The 17,095-nt window shown below is 67.1% G+C and carries 17 protein-coding genes; 8 read left to right on the plus strand and 9 right to left on the minus strand.

Annotated features, from left to right (window positions below; all coding sequences use genetic code 11):
• Positions 1 to 1,239: cytochrome bc1 complex cytochrome b subunit (gene qcrB, locus NB3_RS09740; protein ID WP_067799866.1), on the plus strand; the 1,239-nt coding region annotated here is incomplete at its 5' end.
• Between the two features lie 101 nt (positions 1,240 to 1,340).
• Here the strand turns inward: qcrB and NB3_RS34035 are convergent.
• Complete coding sequence (locus NB3_RS34035; protein ID WP_084486072.1) at positions 1,341 to 1,550, minus strand: DUF397 domain-containing protein; 210 nt, start codon at positions 1,548 to 1,550, stop codon at positions 1,341 to 1,343.
• Between the two features lie 422 nt (positions 1,551 to 1,972).
• On the opposite strand from NB3_RS34035, the gene NB3_RS09745 reads away from it, so the two are divergent.
• The 3 genes from NB3_RS09745 to NB3_RS09755 are packed head-to-tail and all read left to right on the plus strand — an operon-like array spanning position 1,973 to position 4,175.
• Positions 1,973 to 2,455 (plus strand): DUF309 domain-containing protein, encoded by a 483-nt coding sequence (locus NB3_RS09745; RefSeq protein WP_067799869.1) that lies wholly within the window; start codon positions 1,973 to 1,975, stop codon positions 2,453 to 2,455.
• Between the two features lie 57 nt (positions 2,456 to 2,512).
• Positions 2,513 to 3,430 carry a tRNA glutamyl-Q(34) synthetase GluQRS gene (gene gluQRS / locus NB3_RS09750; protein ID WP_067799872.1) on the plus strand — a complete coding sequence of 306 codons (918 nt, stop codon included), beginning with the start codon at positions 2,513 to 2,515 and terminating at the stop codon, positions 3,428 to 3,430.
• Between the two features lie 46 nt (positions 3,431 to 3,476).
• Entirely contained in the window at positions 3,477 to 4,175 is a 699-nt protein-coding gene (locus NB3_RS09755; protein ID WP_067799875.1) for an RDD family protein, read from the plus strand.
• 78 nt (positions 4,176 to 4,253) lie between these two features.
• On the opposite strand, the gene NB3_RS09760 is transcribed toward NB3_RS09755, so the two are convergent.
• Positions 4,254 to 4,781 (minus strand): DUF4190 domain-containing protein, encoded by a 528-nt coding sequence (locus NB3_RS09760; protein WP_067799878.1) that lies wholly within the window; start codon positions 4,779 to 4,781, stop codon positions 4,254 to 4,256.
• Positions 4,782 to 4,810: 29 nt separating this feature from the next.
• Between NB3_RS09760 and NB3_RS09765 the strand changes: the two genes are divergently transcribed.
• On the plus strand, positions 4,811 to 5,590 hold the full coding sequence (locus NB3_RS09765) for a queuosine precursor transporter (protein ID WP_157111686.1): 780 nt from the start codon (positions 4,811 to 4,813) through the stop codon (positions 5,588 to 5,590).
• A gap of 54 nt (positions 5,591 to 5,644) precedes the next feature.
• Here the strand turns inward: NB3_RS09765 and tgt are convergent, their stop codons facing one another.
• Both tgt and NB3_RS09775 read right to left on the minus strand, forming a co-directional pair.
• The gene (gene tgt, locus NB3_RS09770) at positions 5,645 to 6,904 is read right to left on the minus strand and encodes a tRNA guanosine(34) transglycosylase Tgt (RefSeq protein WP_067799881.1); all 1,260 of its coding nucleotides are present in this window, start codon (positions 6,902 to 6,904) and stop codon (positions 5,645 to 5,647) included.
• Between the two features lie 90 nt (positions 6,905 to 6,994).
• Positions 6,995 to 7,636, minus strand: a complete 642-nt coding sequence (locus NB3_RS09775) for a TetR/AcrR family transcriptional regulator (protein ID WP_067799884.1) — start codon at positions 7,634 to 7,636, stop codon at positions 6,995 to 6,997.
• 101 nt (positions 7,637 to 7,737) lie between these two features.
• Here NB3_RS09775 and NB3_RS09780 point away from each other — a divergent pair, with 101 nt between their 5' ends.
• The gene (locus NB3_RS09780; RefSeq protein WP_244891836.1) at positions 7,738 to 8,469 is read left to right on the plus strand and encodes a carboxymuconolactone decarboxylase family protein; all 732 of its coding nucleotides are present in this window, start codon (positions 7,738 to 7,740) and stop codon (positions 8,467 to 8,469) included.
• 164 nt (positions 8,470 to 8,633) lie between these two features.
• Here NB3_RS09780 and NB3_RS09785 read toward each other — a convergent pair whose 3' ends face one another.
• Positions 8,634 to 9,101 carry a MarR family winged helix-turn-helix transcriptional regulator gene (locus tag NB3_RS09785; RefSeq protein WP_067799890.1) on the minus strand — a complete coding sequence of 156 codons (468 nt, stop codon included), beginning with the start codon at positions 9,099 to 9,101 and terminating at the stop codon, positions 8,634 to 8,636.
• A gap of 60 nt (positions 9,102 to 9,161) precedes the next feature.
• Here NB3_RS09785 and NB3_RS09790 point away from each other — a divergent pair, with 60 nt between their 5' ends.
• On the plus strand, positions 9,162 to 9,662 hold the full coding sequence (locus tag NB3_RS09790) for an SgcJ/EcaC family oxidoreductase (protein ID WP_067799893.1): 501 nt from the start codon (positions 9,162 to 9,164) through the stop codon (positions 9,660 to 9,662).
• Between the two features lie 54 nt (positions 9,663 to 9,716).
• Here the strand turns inward: NB3_RS09790 and NB3_RS09795 are convergent, their stop codons facing one another.
• The 4 genes from NB3_RS09795 to NB3_RS09810 form a co-directional block, all read right to left on the minus strand.
• Positions 9,717 to 11,621 (minus strand): ABC transporter ATP-binding protein, encoded by a 1,905-nt coding sequence (locus NB3_RS09795; RefSeq protein WP_067799895.1) that lies wholly within the window; start codon positions 11,619 to 11,621, stop codon positions 9,717 to 9,719.
• The gene (locus tag NB3_RS09800) at positions 11,618 to 13,351 is read right to left on the minus strand and encodes an ABC transporter ATP-binding protein (RefSeq protein ID WP_067799898.1); all 1,734 of its coding nucleotides are present in this window, start codon (positions 13,349 to 13,351) and stop codon (positions 11,618 to 11,620) included. Before NB3_RS09800 ends, NB3_RS09795 begins: the two co-directional genes overlap by 4 nt.
• Before the next feature lie 87 nt (positions 13,352 to 13,438).
• Positions 13,439 to 13,942 carry an RrF2 family transcriptional regulator gene (locus tag NB3_RS09805; protein ID WP_067799901.1) on the minus strand — a complete coding sequence of 168 codons (504 nt, stop codon included), beginning with the start codon at positions 13,940 to 13,942 and terminating at the stop codon, positions 13,439 to 13,441.
• A 36-nt stretch (positions 13,943 to 13,978) separates the two neighbouring features.
• Positions 13,979 to 14,572 carry a TetR/AcrR family transcriptional regulator gene (locus NB3_RS09810; RefSeq protein WP_067799905.1) on the minus strand — a complete coding sequence of 198 codons (594 nt, stop codon included), beginning with the start codon at positions 14,570 to 14,572 and terminating at the stop codon, positions 13,979 to 13,981.
• Between the two features lie 203 nt (positions 14,573 to 14,775).
• Here NB3_RS09810 and NB3_RS09815 point away from each other — a divergent pair, with 203 nt between their 5' ends.
• Complete coding sequence (locus tag NB3_RS09815; RefSeq protein ID WP_067799908.1) at positions 14,776 to 17,070, plus strand: MMPL family transporter; 2,295 nt, start codon at positions 14,776 to 14,778, stop codon at positions 17,068 to 17,070.
• The last annotated feature ends 25 nt before the right edge of the window (positions 17,071 to 17,095 follow it).

The following is a 17,095-nucleotide window of genomic DNA, read 5'->3' on the forward strand; positions in this document are numbered from 1 at the left end:
CCGCGTGAGGCGAACTGGGTGATCGGCTCGCTGCTGCTGATCCTGGCGATGTTCGAGGGCTTCTTCGGCTACTCGCTGCCCGACGACCTGCTGTCGGGCACCGGCCTGCGGGCCGCGTTCTCCGGGATCACGATCTCGATTCCGATCATCGGCACCTGGATGCACTGGCTGATGTTCGGTGGCGACTTCCCGGGCGAGATCATCATTCCGCGGCTCTACATCGCGCACGTGCTGTTGTTCCCCGGCATCATCCTGGCGCTGATCGCGGCGCACGTGGCGCTGGTGTGGTACCAGAAGCACACCCAGTTCCCCGGCCCTGGCCGCACCGAGAACAACGTGGTCGGCGCCCGCATCGTGCCGGTGTTCGCCGCCGACCAGGGCGCGTTCTTCGCCTTCACCCTCGGCGTGGTCGGGCTCCTCGGTGGGCTGTTCCAGATCAACCCGATCTGGAACCTCGGTCCGTACAACCCGTCGCAGGTCTCGGCGGGTTCGCAGCCGGACATGTACATGATGTGGACCGACGGCATGGCCCGGTTGATGCCGCCGTGGGAGCTGTACCTCGGCCGCTACACCGTGCCCGCCGTCTTCTGGGTCGCCGTGCTCATGGGGTTGGTCTTCGCCGTGCTCATCGCCTACCCCTGGATCGAAAAGCGGCTCACCGGCGACACCAGCGCACACCACAACCTGCTGCAACGCCCCCGTGACGTCCCGGTCCGCACCGCGATCGGCGCGATGGCCATCACCTTCTACGTGGTGCTGACGCTCTCGTGCGTCAACGACATCATCGCCTACAAATTCCAGATCTCGTTGAACGCGACGACCTGGGCGGGCCGCATCGGCATTCTGCTCGCGCCTCCGATCGCCTACTTCCTGGCCTACCGCATCTGCCTCGGCCTGCAACGCAGTGACCGGGCGGTGCTCGAGCACGGCGTGGAGACCGGCGTGATCAAGCGCCTGCCGCACGGCGAGTACATCGAGGTGCACCAACCGCTGGGGCCGGTGGACAAGCACGGCCACCCGGTACCGCTGGACTACCAGGGCGCGCCCGTGCCGAAGAAGATGAGCAAGCTCGGCGCGGCGGGCAAGCCGGGGACCGGCAGCTTCCTGCGCGCGGATCCGCGGAACGAGAGCGCCAAGCACTTCGAGCTCGAGCACGAAGAGGAGCGCAAGCAGCTCACCGTGCTGCGCAAGGTGCAGGAACGGGCGAACGGAAACGGGAACGGTTCCGCGCACCGCTGATCGGCGCCGCGCCGCGCACGACCCGCCCGGAAAACCGCGAAGGCCCCGAGTCCATGCGACCCGGGGCCCGCTTTGCCTTGTTCAGGCGATTCCGGAGCGACTCACCCGCGCCGGAACTCTCCCGTCGAGACCCCCTCTAGGAATGCATCCCACTCGCCCGGCGCAAACGCCAAGACCGGGCCACGTCCACTGTCCTTGGTGTCACGAACCGCGACATTGCCGTCGACGAGAAAAGCGACTTCCACGCAGTTCCCATCCGGACCGCTGTATGTGCTCTTGCGCCACACAGCGCCCGTCCAATCAACCTCCACGGCACTAGCTCCTTTGCTGCGTCGAGAGCGAGATTTCTCCTGACATCGTTCCAGCTAGCTCGGTACCCGACCGGAAAGCCGAATCCCGTGGTGCACCCCGTGCCGGAGCGCACTTTCCCGGTGCGTCGATATCGCACATCGAGTTCGAGAGGAAATTAACCTCGCGCGGGGCCTGTCCCCGCGCGGTAACACTAGCAGGTCCTTCGAAAGTTTGCCCGGCTCTTGCCTATTGAATCATCGCAACCACACACGTTTGCGAAGCAACGAAGTTGCGGGAACATTGCCGAGTCTCGGCATTCATTCCAAACACTGCCGTACCACAATGTTTTTAACGGATGTGATTGCTCTGTTATCGGTCGACAATTCACCTCCCTCCGGAGGCCGCGTCGACGGGGCCGCGGCGGCCGTGCATGATGGAACCTATGGTCGAACGCGATCGAGACGACGCAGGTCGCGCCCGTAATGCCCGTCCGCGCGACCGCCTCGGGCGTCCACTGCCTCCCGGCAGCACCGGAGTTGCCCGAATTCCGGACGATCTCGAGCTTCCACCCCAGCAAACCTTGACCTTCGCCCAGCAACTGCTGGACGAGGGACTCGCATTCAACGCACACGAGGTTTTAGAGGCCGCGTGGAAGAACGGACCGTTCGCCGAGCGGATGCTGTGGCAGGCGCTAGCGCAGTTCGCTGTCGGGCTCACCCACATACAGCGCGGTAATCCCAAGGGGGCGCGTACACTGCTCGGCCGCGCGGTGTCGCGGTTGACGTCATACCAGTCCGAGGGCGAGCACGCGCCCTACGAAATCGACCTGCCCGGATTGATCGCCCACGGCCGAGCCTTGCTCGCCACGCTGGAGGCGGGCGGCGAACCGGCGGACGCCGACCTGCGGCCGCGTCTGCGCGGCTGACCGCCGTGACTTCTACCATGACCGACGTGCGCATGTCATCGTCCACCAGGCGAGCCCGTGATTGAGCCGGGCGCGGGCCGGTACGCGCCGAGCCCGTCCGGGGACCTGCACCTGGGTAACCTCCGCACCGCACTGCTGGCCTGGGCGTTCGCTCGCTCCACCGGCCGCCGCTTCCTGCTCCGGATCGACGACCTGGATCGGGTGCGACCCGGTGCCGAACAGCGGCAGCTGGAGGATCTCGCCGCGATCGGCGTGGATTGGGATGGACCCGTGGTCCGCCAGTCCGATCGGCTGCCGCGATACGAGGCGGCCATCGAGCGCCTCACCGCCGCCGGGCTCACCTACGAATGCTTCTGCACCCGAAGAGAAATACAGAAGGCCGCGACGGCCCCGCACGGACCGATGGGCGCCTACCCCGGCACCTGCCGCACCTTGATTCCGGTGGAGCGCGAACGGCTGCGCGCGCAGGGCCGCCCGGCCGCACTGCGCCTGCGCGCCACGACCACCGAATTCGAAGTGCACGACGAGCTGCACGGTCGTTACCGAGGCCCGGTCGACGACGTGGTGCTGCGGCGCGGCGACGGCATCCCCGCCTACAACCTCGCCGTCGTGGTGGACGACGCGGCACAGGGCGTCGACCAGGTGGTGCGCGGCGACGACCTGCTGCCGTCGACCCCGAGGCAGGCCTACCTCGCGACGCTGCTCGATCTGCCGGTGCCGCACTATGCCCACGTGCCGCTGGTGCTCAACGCGGAAGGGCGGCGACTGGCGAAACGGGATGGGGCGGTGACACTCCGCGAACGATTGGCGCTCGGCAACACGCCGGAGGAAGTACTCTCGGCACTGGCCGCTTCGCTCGGCTTCACCGCGACATCGTCGTCCGAGCTACTCGAGCGTTTCGACACCGGGCGGCTACCCCGCGAACCGTCGATATTCGACGTGGACGGGTTGTTGCGAAGCAGCCCATGTCCGTAACGTACGCATCGTCCAACTACTGATCAATCGACGAGGACAAACAACTATGACAAGCGGTGGGTACGACCCCAACCAGTATCCGCAGGGCGGGCAGCCGTACGGGCAGCCGTACCCACAGGGGGGCGACCAGTACGGACAGCAGCCCCAGTACGGCCAGCAGCCTCAGTACGGGCAGCAGCCTCAGTACGGCGGGCAGCAGCCCCAGTACGGCGGCCAGCAGCAGCAATACGGCCAGCAGCCCCAGTACGGGCAGCAGCCCCAGTACGGCGGGCAGGAGCCGTACGGCCAGTACCCGCAGCAGCCGGGGTTCAACAACTACGGCGGCCAGCCGGGCGACCTCGGCACCCGGATCGGCGCGCGTGTCATCGACGCGCTCATCCTCTACATCCCGTACCTCATCCTGTACACCCTGTTCAACAACTCGCTCGGCCTGACCATCGGCCTCAGCATCGTGTGGACCTTGGTGCAGCTCGGTTACTTCGTCGGCATGGAGACCTCGCAGGGCACCACGCTCGGTAAGAAGATCCTCGGTCTGAAGGTGCTCGCCCCCGGTGGCGCCGCGAAGATCGACCCGGCCACCTCGTTGAAGCGCAACATCTTCGTCGCGGCCAACATCATCCCGTGCGTCGGCGGCCTCGTCTCGCTCGGTCTGGCCATCTACATCATGGTCACCATCTCGCAGGACCCGAACAAGCAGGGCTGGCACGACAAGTTCGCCGGCGGCACCCAGGTCGTGAAGGCCTGATCCGCCGCGGCGGGCACGAAAGCAGAAGGGGCGCACCCGGATGGGTGCGCCCCTTCTGCTTTTCCGTGACCGGTTGCGCTACGCGCTCGTCGCCCCCGCGATGATCACGACGACGAACCACAGGATGCCGAGCACGATCGCGCCGACCCCGATCCAGATGCCTGCGAGCGCCATACCGCGCCCCTCCTGGCCGGTCTGCTTGACCTGGTTCAACGCGATCACGCCGAGGATGATGCCGACGATCGAGCCGAGCCCGCAGGTGACGAACCCGACCAGCGACGAGATCAGCGCGCCGATCGCCATGCCGTTGGTGCCTTGCGACGGGACTCCGTAGGGCTGATAGGGCGTCTGGTAGCCGTATTGCGGCTGCGGCTGCGAGTACGGCTGCGCAGGCGGCTGGTAGGACGGGTACTGCGGCTGCGGAGGCGGCGTCATCGGCTGCGAGGGCGGCTGCACGGGGTACTGCGGCGCCGACGGGTAGCCCGACGGCTGCTGGTGCTCCTGGCTCGGGTACTGCGGGACCGAACTCTGCCCCCCGGACTCCGGCGACACGCCTTGGCCGCCGTACTGCTTCCACCACTCGTCGGAGTCCCCGGGATTCGTCATTGCTACAGCGTATTCCACAACCTGGTTTGATGATGCGGGTGAGTGAGTCGAAAACCACGCAAGAGCACGGCGGGCCTGGACGCCCCGCGGACCATGCGGCATTCGCCCAGGTAGCGCGGGGGTACTACGCACCGATCGTGGCCCTGTTCACGGCAACCCTGATCATTTCCAACATCTGCGCCACCAAGGGGGTGGAGTTCTTCGGCGACCGGTCGGTGTCGCTGGGGCCGCTGCAAATCCTCCCGATCGCCACCGACGGCGCCTTCTTCCTGTTCCCGCTGGCCTACATCCTCGGCGATGTGCTCAGCGAGGTGTACGGCTTCCGCGCCACCCGGCGGGCCATCTACTACGGCTTCGCCGCCCTGCTGCTGACGGTCGTCTGTTTCGCCATCGCGATCCGGCTGCCCGCCGCGAGCTTCTACGACAACCAAGAGGCGTTCCGCACCGTCCTGGGGACGACGCCTCGGCTCGTCATCGCGGGCCTGGCCGGGTACTTCGTCGGCCAGTTGCTGAATTCCGCGACGTTGGTGCTGATCAAGGAGCGGACGAAGGAAAAATACCTGTGGGCCAGGCTGATCGGATCGACCATCGTCGGCGAGTTCGCCGACACGCTGATCTTCTGCTCGATCGCCGCCGGCGCGATCGGCATCGATACCTGGCAGCAGTTCGTCAACTATGTGATCGTCGGCTTCATCTGGAAGACCCTGTGCGAGGTATTCGTACTCCCGATCACCTACCGGGTGATCGCGTTACTCAAGAAGCGCGAACCGAGCTACGCACCGACCGAAGCGGACCCGCTGCACGCCTGACGAAGTTCCCGGCGACACCACGGAGGGCGCGGGCAACGAGGGCCGATCGGAGAGTCACCGATCCGCCTCACGCCCCGCGCCCTTCTTGCTTTTCCAACGCCCCAGGGTCTCCGCCTTGTGCTCATCGAAGTAGCCGCCCTCGATGCTGTGGCGGATGCGGTCCACCAGGCGAACGGTGAACCGCTCGTTGTGGATCGTGCACAGCGTGGCCGCGAGCATCTCCTTGGCCTTGAACAGGTGATGGAGGTAGGCGCGCGTGTAGTTGGCGCAGGTGTAGCAGTCGCAGTTCTCGTCGATCGGGGTGAAGTCGCGGCGAAAGCGGCTGGTGTTGATGTTGAACCGGCCGGTGTCGACGTAGATGGCGGCGTTGCGGGCGACCCGGGACGGGTTCACGCAGTCGAAGGTGTCGGCGCCGTTCTCGATGGCGGTGAAGATGTCCTCCGGCTCGCTGATGCCGAGCATGTGGCGTGGCTTGTCCTCCGGCAGCTCGTCACTGCACCACCCGACGATGGCGCCCAGGTTGTGTTTCTCCAACGCGCCGCCGATGCCGTAGCCGTCGAATCCCGTTCCCGCGTTCCCGCGAATCGATTCCAGTCCCCGGCACGCTTTCCGGCGCAGGTCCTCGTACTGCGCGCCCTGGATGACGGCGAACAGCGCCTGGTACGGACGGTGCGTGCGCGCGGCGGTCAGACGCTCGTGCTCGTCGACGCAGCGCTGCGCCCACTCGTGCGTGCGCTGCACCGATCGTTCCTGGTAGGCGCGGGTGTTGAGCAAGGTGGTGAGTTCGTCGAACGCGAACATGATGTCGGCGCCGAGCTGGTGCTGGATGTTCATCGACACCTCGGGCGTGAAGCGGTGCACGGAGCCGTCGAGGTGGGAACGGAACGTGACGCCGTCGTCGTCCACGGTGGCCAGCCGCTCTTTGCCCGGTGCGATCACGTCGTCGCTGCGCACGTCGACGGCCTCCATCGCGAGCACCTTCTTGAAACCGACGCCGAGCGACATCACCTGGAACCCGCCGCTGTCGGTGAAGGTCGGGCCCGGCCAATTCATGAACGCGCCGAGGCCGCCAGCCTCGTCCACGATGTCGGCGCCCGGCTGCAGGTAGAGGTGGTAGGCGTTCGCGAGCAGCGCTTGGGCGCCGAGTTCCCGCATGGTCTCCGGCAGCACCGCTTTGACCGTCGCCTTGGTGCCCACCGGGATGAAGGCGGGCGTGGCGATCGGTCCGTGCGGCGTGGTGATCACGCCGGACCGGCCGTGCCGTCCGTCCAGGCGGGTACCGACGGTGAAGGAGAAGGATTCGGGACCGGACACCCCGCTATCCTCGCAGTTCGGCTGGCCGCGACCGCACATGGCCATCACTCACCGGCCGGGAAGAGCTGTTTCGTGCGCATAGCGGCGGCCTCACGACAGCCGGACGGCGCCGGCCTCCGGCGGAGGGAGGCCGACGAGCTTGGTCAGGAAGCGGTCGATCTGTTCTTCGGCGGGCGGCCAGGGCAAGTCCGGCTCGTTGATACGTTGCGCCAGCATGCCGTTGACGGCGGTGCGGAGATCGATCGTGACGGTGGCGGCGTCGTCGGGCGGGGCGAGCCCCGCGTCCATGCAGGCCTGCACAGCGGTCGCGGTGCGCTCGACGAGCACTTTCTTGAACGGCATGCCCAGCCGCCGGTGCACCTTGCTCTCGTGCAGCACCTTGTAGAGGCCGGGATGCGCCTGCGCCCACGCGGCCTGGGCCAGAATCCGCGCTCGTAGCGCCGACGCAGGGTCGGGTGCGGCCGTGGCTGCCCGGTCGCCCGCTTCGACCAATTGCTCGTGGCAGCGTTGCAGGACGGCGAGCACGAGTGCGTCGCGGTCGGGGAAATGTAGGTAGACCGAGGTCGCGGCGACCGAAACCGCGCGCGCGACCGCGCGCAGGGACAGGGCCTCGTCGTCGGCGAGTTCGTTGAGCATCTCCGCTGCGGCCACGATGATCTCTTCGCGCAGCAGCCCGCCTTGCCCGCGCGCGTTGGGACGCCGTCGGGCGCTGGGCTTCCGGGTCTCCTCCATTACTGCCGGAGTATAGCTGGACAGTCATTGCGCTACAGCTGTAGCCTTACTTGAGCTACAGCTGTAGCGCTACCGCCGTTTACTTATCTAGAGGAGTTTCCGTGAGCACTACGAGTGGGACGGCCGCCATGACGAACCTGGAGCGACTGGCCGAAGTGGACCCGGTGTTCGCCCAGATGGTCGGCGCCACCGCCGGACATGTCCGCGCGATTCCAGAGCTGACTCAGCGCGAGAAGACTTTCCTGTGCGTGGTGGCCGACGTCTGCCAGTCGAGTCTCGGTTTCGCGTTCGAGGCACACGTCCGGACCGGCCTGGCGCATGGCGTCTCGACTTCTGACGTCCGGGCGCTGTTGCGCTTCATCTCCTACGACTGCGGATATCACGCGGCCAGCGAGGGCTTCGAAAGGCTCGCCGAGTTCGAGGCGCGGCACGGCATCGCGCGCACCGAAACCGAACCGCTGGCCGACGATCTCATCACGACGGGACCCGGCGCGGCGCCGAGCCCGCTACCGGACGTGGTCCGCGATCAAGTGCGGGCGCTCGACAGCCACTTCCTCGAACACTTCGATCTGCAATCCCGCATGCGGTCCGGGCATGGCCCCGGCACGCTCTCCGAGCGCGAACGCGGATTCGCGAGCCTGAGCATCGACGTGCACTATCAGACGCTGGAAGAGACGTTCCACGCGCACGTCGGCCGGGCCCTGCGCGGCGGCGCGTCCCGTGCGGACGTCCGCGCCGCCCTGCGCTTCAACGCCCAATTCGGGGTGACTAGGGCCTGGCACGGCTGGAAGGCACTGAACGCGTACTTCGCCGAACTCGACGCGGCGGACTGACGCCGGCTTCCTACCGGCCCCAGCCCTGACGAAGAGCACTGAGGAGTTGGACCAGCAGAGCAACACGGCGCCCGCGAACTGTGCGTTCAAAGGCCGCAAATGAGCCCACGCTCGTCACAGTTCGGTGGTCGCCGCCCGAACCAGGCCACTGCTCGTCGAAGACATCAGCGGGATTCGCCCGAGCGCGACACCCGCTCGGTTTGCTCTTGGTGCACCCGCAGCGCGGTGCGCAGGAAGTCGAGGGCGATGCGCAGCTCGTCGGTGTCGAACCGCGTAAGGGCCTCGGCGCCCGCCGTCCCCACGGGTTCGAAGATCTCTCGCGCCACCTCGACGGCCCGCGCGGTGGCTTCGACCATGATCCGCCGCCGATTACCGGGATCTTGTGCGCGCGAGACGAATCCGGCCCGGGTCAACCGGTCCACGACGGTGGTGGTGGCGGCGGGACTCAGTCGCAGCGCGGCGCTGAGCTCCCCCGCCGTCAACGGGCCTCGGCCGAGCACGATGTCCAGACAGCGCAGGTCGGTGCGGTTCAACCCCAGACGAACGGCCGCGGCCTCGTCGAAGGCGTCGAAGCTCTGCTGCAGCGTCCGCAGCTCTTGCGCGATCGCGCCGATCAACTCATCTTTCGACATTCGAAGCTTTCTGTTATCTTACATTTCGATCATCGAATCTTAGCATCGGAAGGCACCACCATGAACGCGACCCTCGACCGCACCGACGACCGCGCGCTGCGCAGCCTGTTCGACGACCTCATGCGCACCTGGACCGACAACGACGCCGCCGCGTACGCCGCGCTGTTCACCGAGGACTCCGACTACGTCTCCTACGACGGCACCCGCGCCACCGGCCGCGGCGAGCATCAGGCCAACCACGACAAGCTCTTCCGTGGAGTCCTGGCCGGGTCGGCACTGGTCGGCGGTCTCGAGTCGATCCGCTTCGTCACCCCCGACGTGGCGATCGTGCACGGCACGGCATCGGTTCTGATGCCGTGGCGCTCGCGCCTGCCCCAGCGCCGCCTGTCCCGCCAAACGCTGGTGACCGTGCGCACCGAAGAGGGTTGGAAGATCGCCGCGCTGCACAACGGCCGCGTCCGCCCGGTGCGCATCCCCGAACCGAACTCGTTCCCGTCGAAGATGTCCCAGCTCATGAGCCGCTTGGCCCGCCGCATCGGCCTCGGCCGGAAACGGTCGTGAGTGCGGGCCGACCGAGCGAGCTGCTGCGTGTCCGCGCCGAAGGCGCGGCCAAAACTACACAGCTCCAGCGAACTGGGCGTTGTAGAGGCGGTAGTACGCCCCGCGCTCGTCGAGCAAGCGTTCGTGGGAGCCGTGTTCCACGATGCGGCCCGCTTCCATGACGACGATCAGGTCGGCGTCGCGGATGGTGGACAGGCGGTGGGCGATGACGAAACTGGTCCGGTCGCGGCGCAGGGCCGCGGTGGCGTGCTGCACGAGCAGTTCGGTGCGGGTGTCCACCGAGCTGGTCGCCTCGTCCAGGATGAGGATGGACGGTTTGGCGAGGAACGCGCGCGCGATGGTGATCAGCTGTTTCTCGCCCGCGCTGACGCCGGAGCCCTCCTCATCGATGACCGTGTCGTAGCCGTCGGGCAGGGCGTGCACGAAGCGGTCGACGTAAGCGGCGCGGGCCGCGGCGAGGATCTCCTCTTCGCTCGCGTTGGGGTTGCCGTAGGCGATGTTCTCCCGGATGGTGCCCTTGAACAGCCAGGTGTCCTGCAGCACCATGCCGATGCGCGAGCGCAGGTGGTCGCGGGTGATCTCGGTGATGTCGACGCCGTCGATGGTGATGGTGCCCGCGTCCAGTTCGTAGAACCGCATGAGCAGATTCACCAGCGTGGTCTTGCCCGCGCCGGTGGGGCCGACGATGGCGACCACGTGCCCTGGCTCCGCCACCAGCGACAGCCGCTCGATCACCGGTTTGTCGGGTTCGTAGCGGAACGAGACGGCCTCGAACTCCACCCGGCCGCGATCGACGGGGCGCGCGTCGGCCATCACCGGGTCGGGGCTCTGCTCCTCGGCGTCCAGGATCTCGAAGATCCGCTCGGCGGAGGCGACGCCGGACTGCAGCAGGTTGGCCATCGCGCCGAGCTGGGTCAGCGGCTGGCTGAACTGGCGGGAGTACTGGATGAACGCCTGCACCTCGCCGAGCGAGAGACTGCCCGTGGCCACCTTCAGGCCGCCGACCAGCGCGACCAGCACGAAGTTCACGTTCCCCAGGAACATGATCGCGGGCATGATCAGGCCGGAGATGAACTGCGCTTTGAAACTGGCCTGGTAGAGCTGCTCGTTGCGCTGGTCGAACTCCTTGCCGACCTCGCGGTTGCGGCCGAACGCGGTGACCACCTCGTGCCCGGTGTATGCCTCCTCGACCTGGGCGTTGACCAGGCCGGTGTACTTCCACTGGTCGACGAAGTGGGGCTTGGACCGCTTCGCGATCTGCGCGGTGACCACGATGGCGGCGGGCACGGTGAGCAGGGCGATCACCGCGAGCTGCCAGGAGATCCAGAACATCATGACCAGGATGCCGAGCACCGAGAACACCGAGACCAGCAGCTGGCTCATGGTCTGTTGCAGGCTCTGGGAGACGTTGTCGACGTCGTTGGTCACGCGGCTGAGCACGTCACCGCGCGGCGCGGAGTCGAAGTAGCGCAGCGGAAGCCGATGGATCTTGTCCTCGACGTCGCTGCGCAGCCGCTTCACCGTCCGGTTGATCACGATGTTGAGCAGGTAGCCCTGCAACCAGCCGAAGACGGCCGCGCCGATGTACAGCGCCAGCACCAGGGCGAGGACCCGCCCGACCGCGCCGAAGTCGACCCCGACGCCCGGGACCACGTTCATGGCGCTGAGCATGTCGGCGAAGGTGTCGTCACCCTTGGCCCGCAGGGCCTCGATCGCCTGGTCCTTGGACACGCCGGACGGCAGTTGTTTGCCCACCACGCCGTCGAAGACCAGGTTGGTCGCCTTGCCGAGGATGTATGGGCCGATGGTGTTCAGCACCACCGAGACGATGACGAGCGCGACGATCAGCGCGACCTGCACCCGCTCCGGCGCGAGCCTGCGCAACAGTCGTTTGAGCGATGGGCCGAACGATTTCGCCTTGGTGCCGGGTGCGCCGGGGGTCGGCATTCCGGGTCTCATCGCGCCTCCTCGGCACTCAGTTGCGACTCGACGATCTCCCGGTACTCCGAGCAATCCCGCAGGAGCTGGTCATGGGTGCCGATGCCCGCGATCGCGCCGTCCTCGAGCACCACGATCTGGTCCGCGTCCCTGATGGTGGCGATGCGCTGCGCGACGATGACGACCGAGGCGTCGGCGGTCTCCGGTTTCAGCGCCTCGCGCAGCCTGGCGTCGGTCGCCACGTCCAGCGCGGAGAACGAGTCGTCGAACAGATACACCCTCGGCTTCTTCACCAGCGCACGGGCGATGGCCAACCGTTGACGCTGGCCGCCGGACACGGTGGTGCCGCCCTGGGCGACCGGGGTTCGCAGCCCTTCGGGCATCTCGCGGACGAAATCGGCGGCCTGCGCGATCTCCAGCGCGCGCCAGAGCTCCTCGTCGGTGGCTTGCGGATCGCCGTAGCGCAGGTTGCTCGCGATCGTGCCGGAGAACAGGTACGCCTTCTGCGGGACGAGGCCGATCTGCGAGCGCAATACCTCCAGGTCGATATGGCGCACATCGGTGCCGCCGACGTAGACGGCGCCGTCGGTGACGTCCATCAGCCGGGGTACGAGGTTGATCAGCGTGGTCTTTCCCGCGCCGGTGGAGCCTACGATCGCGGTGGTAGTGCCGGGGCGCACCTGGAACCGGATGGCTTTCAGCACCGGCTTCTCCGCACCGGGAAAGGCGAACTCGGCGAACTGGAAGTCGACGACGGCCGGATCGTCGGTGAACGGCTGCGGCAGGCGCGGCGGGTGGACCGAGGACTCGGTGTCGAGCACCTCGCCGATCCGGTCGGCGGAGACCGCGGCGCGCGGGGCCATCATGGCCAGGAACGAGGCCATCATCACGGCCATCAGGATCTGCATGATGTAGGACAGCATCGCGGTGAGCGAACCGATCTGCATGTGCCCGGCGTCGATGGCGTGCCCGCCGAACCAGATCACCGCGACCGCGGTGACGTTGCTGATCAGCATGACCGTGGGGAACATCAGCGCCATCAAACGGCCGACTCGCAGCGCGGTGTCGGTGAGTTCGGTGTTGGCCAGGCCGAACCGCCAGGTCTCCTGGCGTTCCCGCACGAAGGCCCGCACCACACGGATACCGGTGATCTGTTCGCGCAGAACGCGATTCACCTCGTCGATCCTGGCCTGCATGTCGCGGAAGCCCGGCACCATCCTGGAGATCAGCACGGCCATGGAGAGGCCGAGCGCGGGCACCGCGATCAGCAGCAGCCAGGACAGGCCGAGATCCTCGCGCAGCGCCATGATGATGCCGCCGACGCACATGATCGGCGCCATCACCAGGATGGTCGCCGACATCACGATGAGCAGCTGCACCTGCTGAATGTCGTTGGTGTTGCGGGTGATCAGCGAGGGCGCGCCGAACATGCCCACTTCGCGGGCGGAGAACGTGCCGACGCGGTGCAGCAGCGCGCCGCGCAGGTCGCGGCCCGCGCCCATGGCCGCCTGCGCGCCGAGGTAGACCGAAGTGGCCGAGGCGACGATCTGCACACCCGTGACCGCCAGCATCCACAGGCCGGTGGTCCAGATGTAGCCGAGGTCGCCTTTGGTGACGCCGTTGTCGATGAGGTCCGCGTTCAGGCTCGGCAGATACAGCATCGCGATCACGGAAATCAGCTGAAGCGCAACGACCCCCGCCAACTGGGCGCGGTAGGGCTGCAGATGCGAGCGGAGCAGTTGGATCAGCATGATGAGTCGCAGGCTACCGGCTGACGGCTCGATACGCCCTGATGATTTCTGACCTGCATGGATGCTCTCCCGTTGTGATGTGCGGGGCTAACGGCGCGCCCAGGCGCCCGGATCCTCGGTGAGCGCCCCGACGAATCCGGGCAGCCGGTCGCTCGCGATGTCGGCGATGGTGACGTTCTCCAGCACCGCGCGAATATTGACCCGCAGCGCGATCCACACCCGCTGCAACGGCTCGGCCGCACCGGCATAGTGGACGTCCTCCGGTCGCGCACCGCGCACCGACGCCAGCGGGCCCTCGATCGCGCGGATCACGTCGGCGATGGAGATCTCGGCGGCCGGCCTGGCCAGCCAATAGCCGCCGTCCGGGCCGCGTCTGCTGATCACGAGTTCGGCGCGGCGCAGTTCGCCGAGCACCGACTCGAGCACCTTGGGCGGGATCCGCTGGGCGGTGGCGATCGCTTCGGCCTTGACCACCGGCGCGGCCTGCACGACGGGTGCGCCGAGACCGACCACGGACCGGTCCAGCCGCGGCGCACTGGCGATTTCGAGCAGCGTCCGCACCGCGTAATCGACCTTCGCGGTGATGTGCACAGCGGCGACTCCTGGCGTCGAGGGGATGGCTCGAATCTACGCGGCGCCGCCGCCCGCGAGCACGCAGGTCGCGGCGTCCAGCAGTGACGATTCCACCAGCGAGTCGTCCGCACCAGGCACGAGTTCCTTGGACACCAGCGCGACACCGATCACCTCGAGCGCGGCGCAGGCGCGCAGGTGCGCTTCCTCGGTGGCGTCCGGCCCGGCCAGCCACAAGCGCAGTTCCCGGGTGGTGTCCCTCAGATCGGGGTAACGGTCGGCCATGGCGTTGATGATCGCGACCGTGTCGCGCACGACCAGAGCCCCGGCGTCACGGTGATCGATCAGACCGCGCAGATACGTTCGCAGCACCCGGCGGATGCTCTCGCTGTCGTGCGGGACCTGGTCGAGATCGCTCACCACCGAGCGCATGTGATCGACGATCGGATCAATGATCGCCAATAGCAGATCGAGTTTCGACGCATAGTGATAGTAGAGCGACGCCTTTGTGATTCCTACCGCATCCGCGACCTCACGCAGGCTCGTCTGCTCGAATCCTTTGGCTCCGAAAAGTTTCACCGCGGCGTCCCGAATCGCGCTTTTGGTGCCTCCACCTGCGGCGACAGCGCCGGGTGTGTCACGCACAGCCATCCGATGATCCTCTCATCACCTTCGCATCGAGCGAATCTCGCCCGCAGAATAGAGGTTGTACCTCCGCTTAGCCGCTGGGTAGTCTACCTACCGCACGGTAGGCAGAAAGCGTCAGTGGAGGCGGAGGCAGGCAGGGCACCTCCGCGAGTGCTGTCTACACGCAGAACCAGCACGATCCCAGTCATCGCTAGGAGTAACCACTCGTGTCCGTTTATCTGTACAGATGGGGGAAGTTCGCCTTCCGCCGGAAGTGGATAGTGCTTCCCGTCTGGCTCGTCTTGTTCGTGCTCCTAGGTGGCCTTGGCGCGCAGCTCAGCAAGCCGATGAGCGACGACTTCAGCATGCCCGACCTGCCCTCGGAGCGTGCCAACGAAATTCTCGACAAGCACTTCCCCGGCGCCTCCGCCGCGTTCAAGCTGGACGCGGTCACCGGCACCTACGTCGCCGCCGCGCCGGAGGGACAGACGCTGACCGATCCGGCGAACCGTGCGGCGCTGGACGCGTTCATCGCCAAGCTCGGCCAGCTCGACATCGTCGACCACAGCAAGCCCATCACCAACCCGGTCGAAGCGGCCGAGAAGATGGGCTGCCTGAGCAATCCCGACCCCGCGCAGTGCAGTGGCGCCCCGCTGAACGTGCTCAGCAAGACCGCGCCCGCGACCGTGGCCGTGATCAATGTCCCGTTCACCATCGCGAAGGTCACCGACGTGACCGACGCCAACCGGGAAGCGGCCTACGACATCGCCGCCGACGCGCGCAACGCCGGGCTGACGGTGGAGATGAGCGGCTCGATCGCGCAGAAGCAGCAAGCGCCGAGCGGCAAGTCCGAGATGATCGGCATGGCCGTCGCGCTGGTCGTGATGGTCGTGGCGTTCGGCGCCATCGTCGCGGCGTTCGTGCCGATCGTCACCGCGATCATCGGCCTCGGCGCGGCCACCTCCTTGATCATGCTCGGCACCTCGGTGATCGAGATCCCCAGCTTCACCACCTTCCTGGCCTCGATGATCGGCATCGCGCTTTCCATCGACTACGCACTGTTCATCGTGTCCAGGTACAAGCACGAACTGGCGGTGCAGGATTCGCCGGAAGAGGCGGCGGGCACCGCGCTCGGCACGGCCGGTTCCGCCGTGGTGTTCGCCGGTCTGACCGTCATCATCGCGCTCGCGGGTCTGAGCATCGTCGGCGTCCAGTTCATGACGTTCATGGGTCTGGGCGGCGCGATCGCCGCCGGTTTCGCCGTGCTCACCGCGATCACGCTGATGCCTGCGCTGCTCGGCGCGTTCGGCCGGTTCCTGTTCAAGCCGAAGCTGCCGGTGGTCGCCCAGCACGATCCCGAGGACGAGAACTCGGTCACCAACGGCATGCGTTTCGGCCGCCTGATCGGCCGCGCGCCGTGGGTCGCGCTGATCCTGAGCGTCGTGGTGCTCGGCGCGCTCGCCGCCCCCGCGGCCGGCCTGAACCTGGGCCTGCCCGGCGAGGACAGCATGCCGAAGACCTCCACCATCAGGAAGGCATACGAGCTGCGGACCGAAGGCTTCGGCGAAGGCAGCAACGGCGTGCTGAACGTGGTCGCCGACCTGAGCGCCGTCCCCCCCGAGAACCGGGACGCCGCGGTGAAGGCACTGCGTGACAAGCTCGCGTCCTACCCCGACATGGACTACGTGACCGAGCCGCAGTTCAGCCAGGACCAGCAGGGCGCGATGTTGAACGGCGTGCCGAAGTCCGGGCCCAACAACCAGGCCACCAAGGACCTGGTGCGCGACGCCAGGGAGGCCGAAGGCCAGCTGAAGGCCGAGTACGGCATCGAGTACGGCATCACCGGCACCACGGCGATCTTCGCCGACGTGGACCACGTGCTGCTCAGCAAGATCGTGCCCTACCTGGCGATCGTGGCCGGTGCGGCGTTCGTGCTGCTGATCCTGGTGTTCCGGTCGATCCTGGTGCCGCTCACCGCGGCGCTCGGGTTCCTGCTGTCGATGGCCGCGACCTTCGGCGCGACCGTGCTGATCTTCCAGGAGGGCAAGCTCGGCCTGATCGAGGACCCGCACCCGCTGGTCAGCTTCATGCCGATCATGCTGATCGGCCTGGTGTTCGGCCTCGCGATGGACTACCAGGTGTTCCTGGTGACCCGGATGCGCGAGGAGTTCGTGCACGGCAAGTCGGCCAAGGAGGCGGTGGTCGCCGGTTACCACCACGGCGCGCGTGTGGTGACCTCGGCGGCGATCATCATGATCTCGGTGTTCGGCTCGTTCCTGCTGGAGACCGACGTGACGGCGAAGTCGTTCGGCTTCGCCCTGGCGGCGGGCGTGCTGCTGGACGCGTTCATCGTCCGCATGGTGCTGATCCCGTCGCTGCTGGTGCTGATGGGCAAGTGGTCGTGGTGGATGCCGAAGTGGCTCGACCGCATCCTGCCCGACATCGACGTCGAGGGCACGAAGCTGCGTGAGCTGCAGCGGCGTTCCGCCGAGACGGCGAAGGTGCCGGTCGGCGTGAGCTGATCGCAAGGACCTGCCTCGGCCCCGT

The organism is Nocardia beijingensis NBRC 16342, from assembly GCF_001612785.1.
Lineage (GTDB): Bacteria > Actinomycetota > Actinomycetes > Mycobacteriales > Mycobacteriaceae > Nocardia > Nocardia beijingensis.